This window comes from Pseudoalteromonas sp. SWXJZ10B (assembly GCF_015864475.1).
In the GTDB taxonomy this organism is placed as follows: Bacteria; Pseudomonadota; Gammaproteobacteria; order Enterobacterales; family Alteromonadaceae; genus Pseudoalteromonas; species Pseudoalteromonas arctica.
On the sequence record NZ_JADYXD010000006.1, the window covers coordinates 1 to 14,283 of the forward strand.

Below are 14,283 nucleotides of genomic sequence, written 5' to 3' on the forward strand. Positions count from 1 at the left end.
AACCAAAATAGGAACTCAGCTATGGTTTGTTTATCAATAAAAAAATTTTAAAACGAGTTAATCTACAGGCTCGTTAGCCTACTCCGTAGTATCGAGGATATATATGCGTAATACCATTCTAGTAATGATGACATTACTTTCTTTTTTTGTGCAAGGAAGTGAAGAAAAGACGGAACCTAACAAAATAGAACCTAAAAATGAGTTAGTAAAAAGTATCGAGTTGATACAAAAGCCTGAAATTATTGTCAATATAAAAGAACCAACAAATTGGTATATGCTCAGTCTTCCATTTATTACTATTTCACTAGTGATTGGTAGCACAATCATATCGATTAGAACTATAAATATTAAAACAGAGGAAGCTAAGGACTCATTTGCAAAATCATTAGAAACACAAAAAGAAATATCTGAAACTCAAGTTAGAATGACTATTCTGTCTGAAAGTAGACAGAAGTGGATAAATACATTAAGGGATGAACTATCTTCATTTATATCAAAATTACATGAAATAGAGCATATGCTTGATACTGATAAGGGTAATAAAACAAAAAAAGAAGACCATGATTATCTAACAAAATTACTATCTCAGATAGAACTGAAAGCTTCGAAAATAACTTTGTTAGTTAACCCTAGTGAAGACGATCATATTAAGCTTATCGATTTAATTAATGATGCATTAATTAATCACGGTAAGGGCTTAACTGATTTATATAAAATAAGTGACGATATAATTATACTATCTCAAAAGATTTTGAAAGATGAGTGGGAAGTTGTGAAAAAGCTAAAGTAGGCTAACAAGAAAATCAACAAGGACACGTAACAGTTGGCTACATTTCGCTTCGCTTCACAATTTTAGCCAACCATTACTTAGCCTGTTATTTGGGCGTTGAGGCTGTAGAATTACTCTTTTTAGGAACGTATCCAACTATTCTAGATTGGTTGCTTTTTAACCTTGAATCCATCTGTTCGCTGTGATCTAATAGATATTATTCACCCACGGTAAACTGTTATGGCTAACTACAAGCCTGACTTATCCTGTCAAAATAAATTCATTCCTATCAATTTTGCTGAGCAAATTCTGCCTGGCACTTTTGAGTATGCCCTTTGTTATATTGTCGAAAATAAACTCGATTTATCGGGATTTGACGCGTGGTACAACAATGACAAAACGGGTGCGGCGGCGTATCCACCTTCGGTAATGCTAAAGATTATTTTACTGGGCTATGCACATGGTTTGATCAGTAGCCGTCGAATTGCTAAAGCGTGTGAGACGAAAAAGAAACTAGACACCCAACTTAAATTGTGAATAAAGGGAAGCCTTTTAACCTAAATAAAAGCCACTCAACTACTCGTAATCCCTTACAAAACGCCAATTTAAACAACACCAAACACTTCTTTATATGCTGCGTAAAAATACAGTAATCGATTGAACCAAAATAGGAACTCAGCTATGGTTTGTTTATCAATAAAAATAAATAAAAAAACGAGTTAATCTACAGGCTCGTTATATGCGCAAATAAAGTATGGAGAGTATTTTAAACTATGGAAATTAGAGAAATTTCAAAGAAAGAAGTTTTGGAGTTCTGCACTAAAGACGAAGACCACTTTTTCGATAGAAAAGCATATGGCTTAAAAGGTGATAAAGTACAGCGTATTGCCGTTGCTCTTGCTAATGCCGATGGAGGTGAATTTGTCATAGGTGTCGCTGATGAAAAAGAATTTGAAGATCCAATGCTGCGATGGAATCCCGTTGAAAAAATTGAGGCCTTTAATGAAATCATTGCTAATTTATCTATGCCTGAACCTTCAATTGATTATCGATGTGTTTTCCTTAGGCAAAAAGGAACACGTGGGTACGTATTACATGTTTCCATTGAAAAAGGTTTGTACGTACATGAAACATCAAAAAAGCAAGTTATCGTTCGAAAAGGTGCACAATCACAAGAACTTAAAGGGAATTTTAGAATTTCTGAATTAGCTTATGCAAAAGGACAGCGATCTTATGAAGACGAATTGGTACCGGATTGTCAAATTGAAGATCTAGAATCATCAACTAGTTTAGCTAATTTCACAAATAACTTACCTTCCGATAAAATTGAACCATTAGCTTTATTAATTAAACAAAATCTTGTTGATAAAGAGTGGACTCCCAGAGTTGCTTCAGTTTTACTATTTTCAGAAAATCCATCTGCAATTTTACCTAAGCAATGTGCAATTAGAATTGCTCGTTATGACACTACAGATGAAGCGCCCGAAAGAGATGATCTTACGGAAGACATTTTTTCAATAGAACGACCTATATACGGTCAAATTAATGAAGCTTATGAAGGAATTGTCAACTTATTGAAAAAACATGAAGTCTGGACAATGGATGGGTTTAAACCCATGAGTTTTCCTAAGGAAACTATATGGGAGTTACTCGTAAATGCTGTTATTCATAGAGATTACTCTATTTCAGATAATATTTTTGTTGGTGTTTTTAATGACCGAATAGAAATCAAAAGTCCTGGTAAATTACCAGGATTTGTTAAAATTGATAATATCTTAGATAATCGGTTTTCTAGAAACTCAAAGTTAGTTCGTCTCCTCTCTCGATATCCGTCATCACCAAACAAAGATTTAGGTGAAGGTGTTAACACTGCATTTCAAAAAATGCATGCCTTAGGTAAAAAGTTACCATCAATTGTTGAAGAAGGTAATTTTGTTAAAGTTTCAATTCATCATACGCTTGCAGGGGAACCTGAAAATGTCATATGTGAGTTTGCTGATAAATTTGGTTCTATTAATAATAAACAAGCACGTGATTTAACTGGTATTAGAAATACATCTAAAATTACAGCTATATTCTCAAAACTTAGAGATCAAAACTTACTAAACAAAAATGAAGCACATTCAACACAAGATACAACTTGGTCAACTGTTGAAAAGTGCATATAACAACATAGTGAAATTAGGGTCACCAAAATAGACAAGACACCCAGACTAAATTTTGGACGATAACAGTGACACCCATCCTATTTTTTGCAGTTTAGTGAACTAAGTACTAGGCTTTTATCAGTGTGAAAAATAAGCAGGGTGTCTTATGGCAATTGCAAGAAAGCGCCAAGTAAGTTTGGTTGATACAAAGTACTACCATTGCATATCACGTTGCGTACGCCGTGCATTTTTATGTGGGGAAGACCACTTTACAGGTCAATCCTACGAGCATCGTAGAGACTGGGTTGAAGATAAACTGCTTGAGTTAGCCAAAGTGTTTTGTATTAATGTATGTGCTTATGCTGTTATGAGTAATCACACCCATTTAGTGCTGTATGTTGATGATAAAAAAGCGAATAGGCTAAATGATAAAGCGATTGTTATTCGCTGGCACAAGCTTTGTAAAGGCACTGTACTTACGCAAAAATACATACAGGGTGAAAAGCTAAGTAAAGCTGAACTTATCTTTTTTAATCAAACAGTAAAACAATACCGCGAGCGCCTATCAAGTATTAGCTGGTTTATGCGGTTGTTAAATGAAAACATTGCTCGCAGAGCAAATAAAGAAGATAACTGCACTGGCCGTTTTTGGGAGGGACGATTTACGTCTCAAGCATTATTAGATGAAGCAGCCCTTGCGGCCTGTATGGCGTATGTCGATTTAAACCCCATTAGAGCTAAAATGGCTAACACCCCAGAAGAGTCAGACCATACCAGCATCAAACAGCGTTTAACGTATGCAAAGGATGGCAAGCAACCAAAACAACTACTGCGCTTTGCAGGGATGCCTCGTCAAATTATGCCAAAAGGGCTGCCGTTTGAGCTTAAATCGTACCTTGAACTTGTTGAGCTAACAGGGCGCTGTATACGAGAAGACAAACGTGGTTATATTGAAAGTACACACTTACCCTTACTCGAAAGAGTTAATATCTCCCCAGAAAACTGGTTAAAGCTCACCACACAATTTACGCGTGTATTTCATGGTGCAGTCGGCAGGCCAGCCTCACAAGAAGGTTATTGTGAAAACTTAAACCGAAAGCGGCGAGCGAATATCAGTAACTGCGAAAAGCTACTGGCATAAAACTTAAACTACTCAGTAATAAATCACAACTGCATTATGCAGTCATTTTCATGCGTGTAATTTAGGTTTAACAGTGATAATTGCTTATTAAATGTGTAACGCGCGAGTAAAGATATAAAAAGAGGTGAACTCTTAGCTCAAAAAAGTAAATTTAGTGGCGCTAGATTAGTTTACAATTGGAGTGGCTGTCTAGTTTAATGTCCCCGCTGTCTAGTTTAATGTCCCCAGAAAACTGGTTAAAGCTCACCACACAATTTACGCGTGTATTTCATGGTGCAGTCGGCAGGCCAGCCTCACAAGAAGGTTATTGTGAAAACTTAAACCGAAAGCGGCGAGCGAATATCAGTAACTGCGAAAAGCTACTGGCATAAAACTTAAACTACTCAGTAATAAATCACAACTGCATTATGCAGTCATTTTCATGCGTGTAATTTAGGTTTAACAGTGATAATTGCTTATTAAATGTGTAACGCGCGAGTAAAGATATAAAAAGAGGTGAACTCTTAGCTCAAAAAAGTAAATTTAGTGGCGCTAGATTAGTTTACAATTGGAGTGGCTGTCTAGTTTAATGCGGTCTAGTTTAATGCGCAGCTTATTTAAAGCCGCTATCTTACTTTAAAAGCGAAGCGGCTCTTATCTCCTTTGTGAATTAATTTGCTGTCATCAACATTAGCTTTGCATCTTTCCCATCGGTTAATACCGCGACGTTACCTTTATCAGTTACAAATACATCTCTTAGTCTCCCTGAAGCCTTAGGGAATACCTGAGACTGCGTAAATTTACCATTAGCTAAATTAACGCTGTAGAGCTTTTTATCGACTAGCGTGGTGATGAGTACATGTTGTTGTAGTGAAGGAAAAGCGGCGTGTTTAGAGCCGTAATATGCCATGCCTGATGGGGCGATTGATGGCGTCCAATCTACGCTTGGCTTTTGCATGCCTTTATATTCGGTAAATGGTGAAATACGCGCATGAGAATAATCTTTACCGTAGGTGATTACGGGCCAGCCGTAATTAGTACCAGCGGTTAAATAGTTTAGTTCGTCACCGCCTGCAGGGCCGTGTTCGTGGCTAACAATTTGCTGCGTATCGTAATCATAAACTAAGCCTTGCGGGTTACGATGACCGAGCGAATAAACAGCATGTGCATTTAGGTTTTCGTTATTAATAAATGGGTTGTCTGTAGGAATGGTGCCATCTAGGCTTATACGTAATATTTTACCAAGTTGGTTGGTGATAACTTGTGCTTGCTCTCTAAAGTCAAACCCGTCGCCCGTTGAAATTAATAACGTATTATCGGGTAGTACAAGGGCGCGGCCAGCGTAATGTTGTGGTGTGTTTTTATTAGTCGCTATTTTATAAATAACGTGTGGCTTTGAAAAGTCAGTGCCATTAAACGTGGCTTTGGCAACAACCAGCCTGTTTGCGCTTGCATCACCTTGGGCATAAGTAAAAATAATTTCTTTGGAGTCGTTATAATCTGGTGATAACACAATGTCGAGTAAACCACCTTGGCCTGCTACGTATAAACCTGTTAGGTTTAATTTTACTCTTGATTGCGCATTGTTTTTAACTATAACTACGTGGCCATCACGCTCTGTAATTAACCATGTGCCGTTTGGTAGTTCAACCATGCTCCACGGAGACTGTAATTGCGTAGCCAGTGCTTTTGTACTGTATTGCTCTTTTGGTAACGTAGCATCTGCATTAACAGAAAGCGAAAAAAGCGAAAGCAAAGTAAAAAAAGAGATACATTGTTTACGGGGCAAGCCTTTGCTAGCATGACTAGTATAAGAAAAAAGCTTTATTTTAAGTTGAGATAACCATGTCGTTTTTAACACGTATATTGCCTTCATTTTTAGTTTCTTGGTTACTTACATTCACACTTGCTAGCTTGTTTCATAGCCAATACGTTGTCAATCAATTAGTTAATGTAGGTGTAGTGGTGGGCTTTAGTGATCGTGCTAGTTTAACGTTTGATGATTGGTTAGGCCTATTACCTACCTACGGCGCTATTATTGCCCTAGCACTTGCCATCGCTTTTTTTGTTACCCTAAAGCTTAATAAAAAGGTTAAAAAATACAGTACTCAGCTATTTGTTATTGCTGGCATTGTGGCATTTGCTATTGTGTTAATTGCCATTGAATCAATTATGAATATTCATATTATAGCGGGCGCAAGAGGCTGGGGTTTTTATGCTCAACTGCTTGCAGGCGCGTTAGGTGGTTTGGCGTTTTCGCAATTAGTTAAGGCAACTAAAAACCAAAAAGCGTGTTAGCTGTGTGAATATAAATACGGCTTATACGTTATTTGGTGATTAATAAATAAAGGCCGCTGTTTATTGTAAACAGGGGCCTTTAAATATGGTTTTTAGAATTTAATCAAAAAATTAAACTAATTAGTTTGTAGCTACTTAGCCCAAAAATTAGGATTAAAACGGGTAGGGTTACCAGGTTTAACACCAAAGAGTTAGTGTAGTTTCCCATAACGCCTTTTTGATTAACCAGCCATACAAGGTAGGTGCTAACAATAGGAAGTAATAACCCGTTAGCCGCTTGCGCGAATATAATCACCGCGACAGGGTCTAAACCGAGTGACGCCACAGCAGCACCAAACAATAAAATAACAATAGCGACGCCTTTAAAGCGCGTGTTACCCATATCGTTTGACCAACCTAACATGCCACACACAGCATAAGCACCCGCAAGTGGCGCTGTAATAGCACTTGTTAAACCTGCAGCAAATAAGCCAATAGCAAAAAAGTAATGAGCGGCGTCGCCAAGCAATGGCTCTAGCTGCACGGCCATGTTAGCCGCACTAATTTGCCCCGCATCGGTGCCATAAAATGCAACTGAAGCTGTAGATAAAATAGCTAAAGTGATCACACCGCCTAAAGTGATTGATAGGCCTGTATCAACATTTGTTTGTTTAATCACTTTTTGCATGTCGCTGTTACTGTCGTGTCTAGCAGCGAGTACGCCGGAGTGTAAAAATAGGTTATACGGCACAATGGTAGTGCCAACTAAAGCGAGTATGGTTGTAATAGAGCCTTCAGGCATACTAGGAATAAAACCAGCAAATACATCACCCAGTGAAGGCGCTGCCATTACAAGTGTTGAGATAAACACTAAGCTCATTAAAATAACGAGTAAAATTAGCGCGTTTTCAATCACTTTATGTTTGCCGCTATACAGTAAAGCAGCACTTAAAAAAGCAATAAGTGGTGTCCATACTTGAGAGCTAATTTGAGGGAATATTTCAATTAACCCCATGCTAGCGCCACTTAAGTTACCCGCTTCATAAGCTGCACTGCCCACACCAATTGCGCTAATGACTAAAAATATAGCTAAAGATTTAAATAAAGGCGTTTGAATATGTGCTCTGAGTGCTTGAGCTAAATCTTGCCCGGTGGCAACGCCAAGGCGCGCCGCCATAGATTGTAATAATATAGTGGCAACTACTGAAAACAGTAATGTCCATATAAGTGCAAAACCAAAGTTTGCACCTGCCACGCTGGCGGTAGTAATAGTCCCTGGTCCAATGAAGGCAGCGGTGACGAGTAGTCCTGGTCCTAATCGCATAATTGACCTTAATAGTGCTATTGCATGTTGCTATTTAAAGTTACATCTAACGTTTAAAACCAATATTTATACGCGATGCCTGTAGTGTTATTGCTGCCACTTTAATTAAGTGCCCTGCAGCGATTATCGCCCCTTGGCTGGTTCTTTTTTAATAAGCATATGTTATACCAATCCGCAATAATACTTAATCAATTTGAGGGATTAGATTTGACGCTAACTGCGTTAAAAATTTCTGATATAGAACAACTAAATAACGAAATTTTTGCCTGGTTATCGACACGATTTTCTCACCTCTGATAGATCACTTAATTAAGCGAATTGCTATTAAAAAAGGTCGCGTAGGATACCAATATATATATAAATTTAAAGGGGATACAGTGCGTTTGAATAAAGTTTAAGCTAAAAGTGGGTATGAGTATGTGTTACAAGCTAAGGTTCAAAGTTAAAATAACGCTTACTGCACAAACAAGCAGAGTATTAAATGCAGTAAATTTTAAACGAATATATAAGCCAATCGAGTTAAATGGGTGATGCTGATATTAATATCAGCATCAGTGTATTTACTTTATTAGCGATTTAATCACTTCTAAGCCTTTTTTTAGAGTATTGGCATCAGTAGCATAGTTAATACGAATACACTCGTGCTTGTGCGGCCAACTGTCGTCAATGCCAATAAAAAAGTTGTGCCCAGGAATTACATATACATCTTGAGCTTTAAGCTTTTGATACAACACTTCGCTGGTTATTTTTGCATCTTTAAACCACAGCCACATAAAAAAGGCACCTTCAACTTTGTGCAGGTAAACAGGCAGTTCGGCAAATACTTCATTAAACAACTCAATCGCTATGTGTGCTTTATTACGATAAAAAGGCAACACAACATTACGGCACAGTGGCAGTAGTTCGTTGTCGTTAATTAAGCGTGTCACTAAGCTTGGACCAATACTATTTGGCGATAACACCATGCTGCCATTTACGCGACCAATTGCTTTAATAATCTCATTGTTTGCAACCACAATACCGCTGCGTAAACCCGGTAGGCCCAGCTTTGAAAGTGACATACATAAAATAATATTTGAGTTCCACGTTAGGTTTGCATCGGTGTAAATACAACCTGGAAACGGATTGCCATATGCGTTATCAATAATGAGTGGAATACCATATTGCTTAGCGAGCAAATCAAGGTGTTTTACTTCATCGTCAGTAATTACATTACCTGTCGGATTGGTAGGTCGTGAGACGCACAGCGCGCTTATGCTGTTGTCGTTTGCTAGTGTTTTTTCAACTGCTTTAAAATCAATGACGTATTTAAACTGTTTTGATGTGCTGCCTGTATTTAAAATTTCGATATCAGGCTTTATGGCAACAAACATATCAGCCGATAAACCTTGATCGGCATAACCTATGTACTCTGGCGCAAGGGGAAATAAAATCTTTTTATGGCTGCCATCCGGCATTTCACCTGCCAACATATTAAACAATACAAAAAGTTAGCTTGGCTGCCATTACCAAGTGCTACGTTATCGGCGCTAATATCCCATGCGAACTCTTTACTTAGCTGGCCAGCTAATGCAGCTCTAAACTCGTCGTTACCAGTCGGGCCGTCGTAAAGGCCAAATACCTGCGATACCTTGTTACTGGCAACGAGTTTTTGTAATTCACTTAAAAAAACCTCATTTACTTGTGGTACTAATGCGGGGTTACCGCCACCGAGCATAACAATATTAGGATTGTTGCTGTTTTTAGCACCACCTAAATCTTCCATTAACTGAGTAATGCCGTTGGGTTGTGTGAATTTAGTGCCGAAGTTTGAGTAGTTCATAATGCATAGCGTTTGTTAGTAATGGGGAGGGCAGTATAGCGTAAATAAAGGGCTTAAATCCGATGATGAGAATAATTCAATACTTAGCTTTGTAGTTGGCTATGACAATAAAATTTCTATAAAACAAAGGCTAAGTTAAGATTTTTTAACGCCGTATAAAAACTCTTCGCCGCAGTCCATATACAAATCAAATTTGGTCATAACTTTGGTGAACATGGGGGCGTGTAAAAACTCGTTTAACCATGCGCGTACATGCGTGTATTCACTTTGTAAGTACCAATGTTTATCTACACGGGCAAACTGTCTAATAAATGGTAGCAGGGCATAATCGGCTAGACTTTTTTCATCGCCCATTAAGTATTTATGCGTGGTTAGTTTTTCTTCAAATTGCTTAATAAATTCTTCGCAGGCTTTTTGGTAATAAATTTGTGCCATGTCTTTTGTGCGAGCATAAAACTTATACTTTTCAAGCACTGGTTTAAATTTCGTGTCGTTTAGCTTAATTAATTCAAGCATGCGCTCAAGTGCTAATGGGTCTTGAGTATGAAGTAAATTATGCGGATCGTTTTGCTTTAAAGCCCACAGCATAATATCTAGGCTTTCATCTATAACTTGATTATTCGGCAGTAATAAAACAGGCACCGTGCCTTTTGGCGATATTTGCAAAAGATGCGGTGGTTTGTTTTTAGTTTTAATAGCGCGTAGTAGCACGTGTTGCTCTGCCATTAAAATACCCATTCGTGCACGCATTGCGTATGGGCAGTGTTGTAATGAATATAATAATGGCAGTGTCATTTTATTACTTACCTTAGCTATTTAAGCCTTCAACATATTGCTGACGTGTTTTTACTTTTACCATGTGATTTAACTGATCAGCTGCTTGTGTTTGCCCGCTAATTAAATCTTGAAAATGCGCAAGTAACACGGCTTTATCGAGTTTTTCTTTATCGCCTGAGCCAATGTCGGTTAAATCAATCATGAACTCGTCAAACTTGTCGGCATAATCGGTCACAATATCCATATTTAAAAATTGTTCATGATTATAAATGCTCGGGTAGCCGCCTTTTTGTTTATCAATGGCAAAGCTAATGCCTTTAACATTGGTAACGGTTGTTTCCTTTTTACAGCTCAGCATACAGCTGGCATCAATACGTGGTTTTTTACAGCCAACGGTTTGCTGGAAAAAACACTGGCGGCTGGTCATCATTAGTATTGGATGATAAATGCTGTACATCATTTTAAAGTTGTTAGGGCGTTTAATACTGCGCATTTGCTGCTTGTTTATTTCGTTTGAAATAAACGCGCCTTTTGCGTTTAAATCTTCTTGTAGCGTTAATAACGCATAAGAGTTTGTAGTATTTAATAATGGACCGGCAATCCAGTCAAGACCCATTTGCACGGCTTTAAATGCAACGCCTGTGTTGTTACTAATAATAAGCTTAGGTTTTACAACCTCGAGTAAACGTACCGCTTCTTCAAAATCTTTACCAATTAATACCGCCGGGAACCACGGAATTAACTGCGGGTGCTCTAAAAATACGTTGATGTATTTATCGTTATCGGTTCTAAAGCTCTCAGGTAATTTAAAGTAAACATCGCCATCTGTTAAATCACATAGGTGAACGTCTTTTATGTCCGATATTAAAATAGAGAGTGTTGTTTTGTTTTTATCTGCTTTTTCGTGGCTTACTAGTTTTGGTAATTCAACAGGGGCGAGTACGTCTTTGCCTTCGTTTAATAAAAACGCGACTTGCTTTTTAATACGGGCGAGCTCTTTAAACGGAATGCTTAAGTTGTTGCCTAAGTTTGAGTAATCCATATTTTTAATTTCAAAATTGGCATTACTAAAGCTTTTAAAGCGTTTATCAATAGCAGCAATATCAACAACCGATTTATCGGCGGTTTGCATAGGCATTTGCGATTGAACTTCAAAGCGTAGAGGCTCTTTTTCGTTTTTATTCGAAAGCGTAATATCGTTTTTATCTTCAATAATTATGTTTACAGTGAATGGCTGATTTAATTGCCCTGAAAATTCTAATGTAAGCTCGCGCTTTGAAATATCTAAAAATTCAATTTTCTTTTTAACTAACGAATCAATTTCACTTTTTTGAGTAGAAAGCTCTTGCTGTGCATCGTAAATTTGCACGACCGAAATTGCGTTGTTTTTTTCATTTGCGTGATCAAAGCTATGGTCGCGCGGGTTATCGGTAAACATGTTTTTGGTCATGTCGCCGGTTAAAAACTTATTAGTAAAGTTACGGTTAAATACTTTGTATAAGCTTGAATCGTCTTCAATTAGGTTACCGGTTTGCACAAACGTGTCTATCTGTTTGCGCCAGCTATCAATAACCGTATGTACGTAGTTAGCGCCTTTAATACGACCTTCTACCTTTAACGAATCAACACCTGCGGCTACTAGCTCTGGCAGGTCGAAATAAGCTGAGTTATCTTTTAAGTTTAACGGATGCTTGTTACCCATCGCAGTTGGCTCGTATTCATCACGACACGCTTGCGAGCAGCGACCACGATTACCCGAGTTACCCACACTTACTGAGCTTGAATAACATTGCCCTGAAAACGCAATACATAATGCGCCGTGCACAAATACTTCGGTTAATACGTCGCATTTATGCGCTACGTCGGTCAGTATTTTAATTTCAGTTAAGTTAAGCTCGCGCGATAAATTTACACGTGTAGCGCCAATGCGCGCTAAAAACTCAACCTGTGATTCGTTATGCGTGGTTAACTGAGTTGATGCGTGAATATGCAACGTAGGAAAGTGCTTTTTAACTATATTGAACAACCCTAAATCTTGCACAATAATGCCATCGAGCGTGGTATTTACTAGCTGATTTAATAGCTTAAATAGCGCACCCATTTCGTGCTCTAATATAACTACATTTAGCGTTAAAAAAATCTCACAGCCGTATTCATGGGCTAGGCGAAGTGCGCCGTTAAGCTCATCAAACGAAAGATTAGACGCTCGGTTACGTGCATTAAAGGTATCTAACCCACAATAAACCGCATTAGCACCGGCTACAATGGCGGCTTTTACCGCGTTTACATCACCGCCTGGGGCTAATAGTTCAATCTTTCTACTCATGACAACTTCACTTCGCTCATATTTAATTGCCGCGAATTTTATCTGGTTAAGCACGTTAATGCTATTTATTGAGGGATATAATAAAGACTAAAATAAAAGAGTGTATAAAATTACAATTAAGCTGGCTGATTTATTACGTAAACATGTAATAAAATGATAGTTTATAAGCAAGCAACACTTTCAACTTTACTTAGGCGATACCCATCAGCAATCAAGATCTTAAACAGTTAGATACAGATTTAAACCGTGAAGAATCTGTAATTATTAACACCCAACTAAAAATAGCCACATTTAACCTGTTTAACTATCTTGAGCCACCCAATGCATACTATGAGTTTGAGAAAATTTATACCGCGCAACAGTGGGCCAAAAAGCAGCGTTGGATTGCTGATTACTTAACAGAACATGCGCCTGATGTGATTGGTTTTCAGGAAGTGTTTAGTATTGATTCGTTAAAAGAGCTAGTTGCTGAGCAAGGCTATAATTACTTTGCGGTGGTAGATACACCAGAGGTGATTGATGATTTTATTTATAAGCGCCCCGTAGTGGCGATTGCCTCTAAATATCCCATAGTTGAGGTAGCAGCGGTTGAGCATGACAGCGAGCTTGCAAGTACGCTTGGCCTTAATAGTGAGTTTACTTTTAGTCGTAAGGTATTGAGAGCGACCGTTACTTTACCGCACATAGGCAATACTGATTGTTATGTGGTGCATTTTAAATCTAAGCGCCCGATGATTAATGTTGATGAGCATAATAAAGAGCTTACGCCCGAGAAAAACATAATTGAGATTTTAAAAGCAAATGTAGCAGGAGGGTGGGGCTCAACTATTCAGCGTGGTAGTGAAGCTACATTGCTAATGATACAAATGATTACTCGCCGCGAAGCTACGCAGCAACCCATGATGCTAATGGGCGATTTTAATAACGACCTAGCTGATGGTGTGCTCAGTCATTTACTTACTAATACGCTACGTTTTGCCCCTGCGTTTGACGCTAAAACCTACCTCGCTAAATATTGTCTAAATGATTCATGGGATTTGTTTGTTAAGTCGCAGCTAAGTAATGATGAAGTGATTAGCGATGAAGCAATAACAAACGATGAACAAAGTGATTGTGATCGCAATAACAGCGAGATTGTTGATTCAGCGGATAAAAGCCAAGTAAAAAATATAAATATAACAAAGACAGCACCGTTAAGGCCGCCAACACATTATTATGGCGCGAGCAGCTCTGTGCTTGATTACATTTTATTGTCGTGTGAGTTTGACGCTAGTTACGATGACAGCTTTTTTGAAGTAAGCGCGTATAACACTTACGACAGGCACTTAATAAACCCCGAATATGAGCGTGATGATTTAACTACCGACCACGGTGTTGTATTGGTTACCCTTAAACTAAGAAGCTAGGTTTTCTCATTTAATAACTTACAGCGTACGATTAAGCTAAAAAAGAATTAAGCTGCAATATGCATAATTATGCTAAAATCATAAATTAACAATTACCCATATTGCAGCGAAACTTGACCTGCAGTCTTTATGTGTATATTTTATCGCCAGAATTTTTGCATTAAATTAATAACAAATCACTAAAATGGTAAATATGGAATTTTACACTTACTCGTATCACACGCGAAAGATGGACTTAACTTCGCAAGTACACACTTTCTTCGTAAATCGAATTTATAATTCTAAATTGTTAGTGAAAGCTTTGCTTTTTGCTTT

General features: G+C 37.9%; 9 protein-coding genes and 2 pseudogenes. 6 read left to right on the plus strand and 5 right to left on the minus strand.

The window, feature by feature from the left end; translation table 11 throughout:
* Window positions 1–103: 103 nt before the first annotated feature.
* The 4 genes and pseudogenes from I6F54_RS07235 to I6F54_RS07250 all read left to right on the plus strand — a co-directional run bounded on the left by I6F54_RS07235 (window position 104) and on the right by I6F54_RS07250 (window position 4,057).
* Entirely contained in the window at window positions 104–790 is a 687-nt protein-coding gene (locus I6F54_RS07235; protein WP_197140543.1) for a hypothetical protein, read from the plus strand.
* Between the two features lie 219 nt (window positions 791–1,009).
* A pseudogene (locus tag I6F54_RS07240) lies at window positions 1,010–1,273 on the plus strand (transposase); the annotation flags it as partial.
* Window positions 1,274–1,542: 269 nt separating this feature from the next.
* Window positions 1,543–2,937 carry an RNA-binding domain-containing protein gene (locus tag I6F54_RS07245; RefSeq protein WP_197140547.1) on the plus strand — a complete coding sequence of 465 codons (1,395 nt, stop codon included), beginning with the start codon at window positions 1,543–1,545 and terminating at the stop codon, window positions 2,935–2,937.
* 145 nt (window positions 2,938–3,082) lie between these two features.
* The gene (locus I6F54_RS07250) at window positions 3,083–4,057 is read left to right on the plus strand and encodes a transposase (RefSeq protein WP_197140549.1); all 975 of its coding nucleotides are present in this window, start codon (window positions 3,083–3,085) and stop codon (window positions 4,055–4,057) included.
* A 649-nt stretch (window positions 4,058–4,706) separates the two neighbouring features.
* Here I6F54_RS07250 and I6F54_RS07255 read toward each other — a convergent pair.
* Complete coding sequence (locus I6F54_RS07255; protein ID WP_197140551.1) at window positions 4,707–5,897, minus strand: PQQ-dependent sugar dehydrogenase; 1,191 nt, start codon at window positions 5,895–5,897, stop codon at window positions 4,707–4,709.
* On the opposite strand from I6F54_RS07255, the gene I6F54_RS07260 reads away from it, so the two are divergent.
* Window positions 5,882–6,334, plus strand: a complete 453-nt coding sequence (locus I6F54_RS07260) for a hypothetical protein (protein WP_197140553.1) — start codon at window positions 5,882–5,884, stop codon at window positions 6,332–6,334. The genes I6F54_RS07255 and I6F54_RS07260 overlap by 16 nt on opposite strands.
* 103 nt (window positions 6,335–6,437) lie before the next feature.
* Here I6F54_RS07260 and I6F54_RS07265 read toward each other — a convergent pair whose 3' ends face one another.
* The 4 genes and pseudogenes from I6F54_RS07265 to I6F54_RS07280 all read right to left on the minus strand — a co-directional run bounded on the left by I6F54_RS07265 (window position 6,438) and on the right by I6F54_RS07280 (window position 12,562).
* Window positions 6,438–7,637, minus strand: coding sequence for an Nramp family divalent metal transporter (locus tag I6F54_RS07265; RefSeq protein WP_197140562.1), 1,200 nt, complete (start codon window positions 7,635–7,637; stop codon window positions 6,438–6,440).
* A 560-nt stretch (window positions 7,638–8,197) separates the two neighbouring features.
* Window positions 8,198–9,459 (minus strand): annotated as a pseudogene (locus tag I6F54_RS07270) (valine--pyruvate transaminase).
* 135 nt (window positions 9,460–9,594) lie between these two features.
* On the minus strand, window positions 9,595–10,254 hold the full coding sequence (locus I6F54_RS07275) for a glutathione S-transferase (RefSeq protein WP_165741189.1): 660 nt from the start codon (window positions 10,252–10,254) through the stop codon (window positions 9,595–9,597).
* A 13-nt stretch (window positions 10,255–10,267) separates the two neighbouring features.
* Window positions 10,268–12,562: a peptidase U32 family protein gene (locus I6F54_RS07280; RefSeq protein WP_166376821.1), complete on the minus strand. Its 2,295-nt coding sequence runs from the start codon at window positions 12,560–12,562 to the stop codon at window positions 10,268–10,270.
* Between the two features lie 296 nt (window positions 12,563–12,858).
* On the opposite strand from I6F54_RS07280, the gene I6F54_RS07285 reads away from it, so the two are divergent.
* Complete coding sequence (locus I6F54_RS07285; protein WP_197140778.1) at window positions 12,859–13,968, plus strand: endonuclease/exonuclease/phosphatase family protein; 1,110 nt, start codon at window positions 12,859–12,861, stop codon at window positions 13,966–13,968.
* Window positions 13,969–14,283: the final 315 nt, after the last annotated feature.

Bases quoted from the DNA above. Each gene is read 5' to 3' on its own strand.
- I6F54_RS07260 (WP_197140553.1), top strand. From the start codon at position 5,882: ATGTCGTTTTTAACACGTATATTGCCTTCATTTTTAGTTTCTTGGTTA.
- I6F54_RS07250 (WP_197140549.1), top strand. From the start codon at position 3,083: ATGGCAATTGCAAGAAAGCGCCAAGTAAGTTTGGTTGATACAAAGTAC.
- I6F54_RS07265 (WP_197140562.1), bottom strand. From the start codon at position 7,637: ATGCGATTAGGACCAGGACTACTCGTCACCGCTGCCTTCATTGGACCA.
- I6F54_RS07245 (WP_197140547.1), top strand. From the start codon at position 1,543: ATGGAAATTAGAGAAATTTCAAAGAAAGAAGTTTTGGAGTTCTGCACT.
- I6F54_RS07275 (WP_165741189.1), bottom strand. From the start codon at position 10,254: ATGACACTGCCATTATTATATTCATTACAACACTGCCCATACGCAATG.
- I6F54_RS07235 (WP_197140543.1), top strand. From the start codon at position 104: ATGCGTAATACCATTCTAGTAATGATGACATTACTTTCTTTTTTTGTG.
- I6F54_RS07280 (WP_166376821.1), bottom strand. From the start codon at position 12,562: ATGAGTAGAAAGATTGAACTATTAGCCCCAGGCGGTGATGTAAACGCG.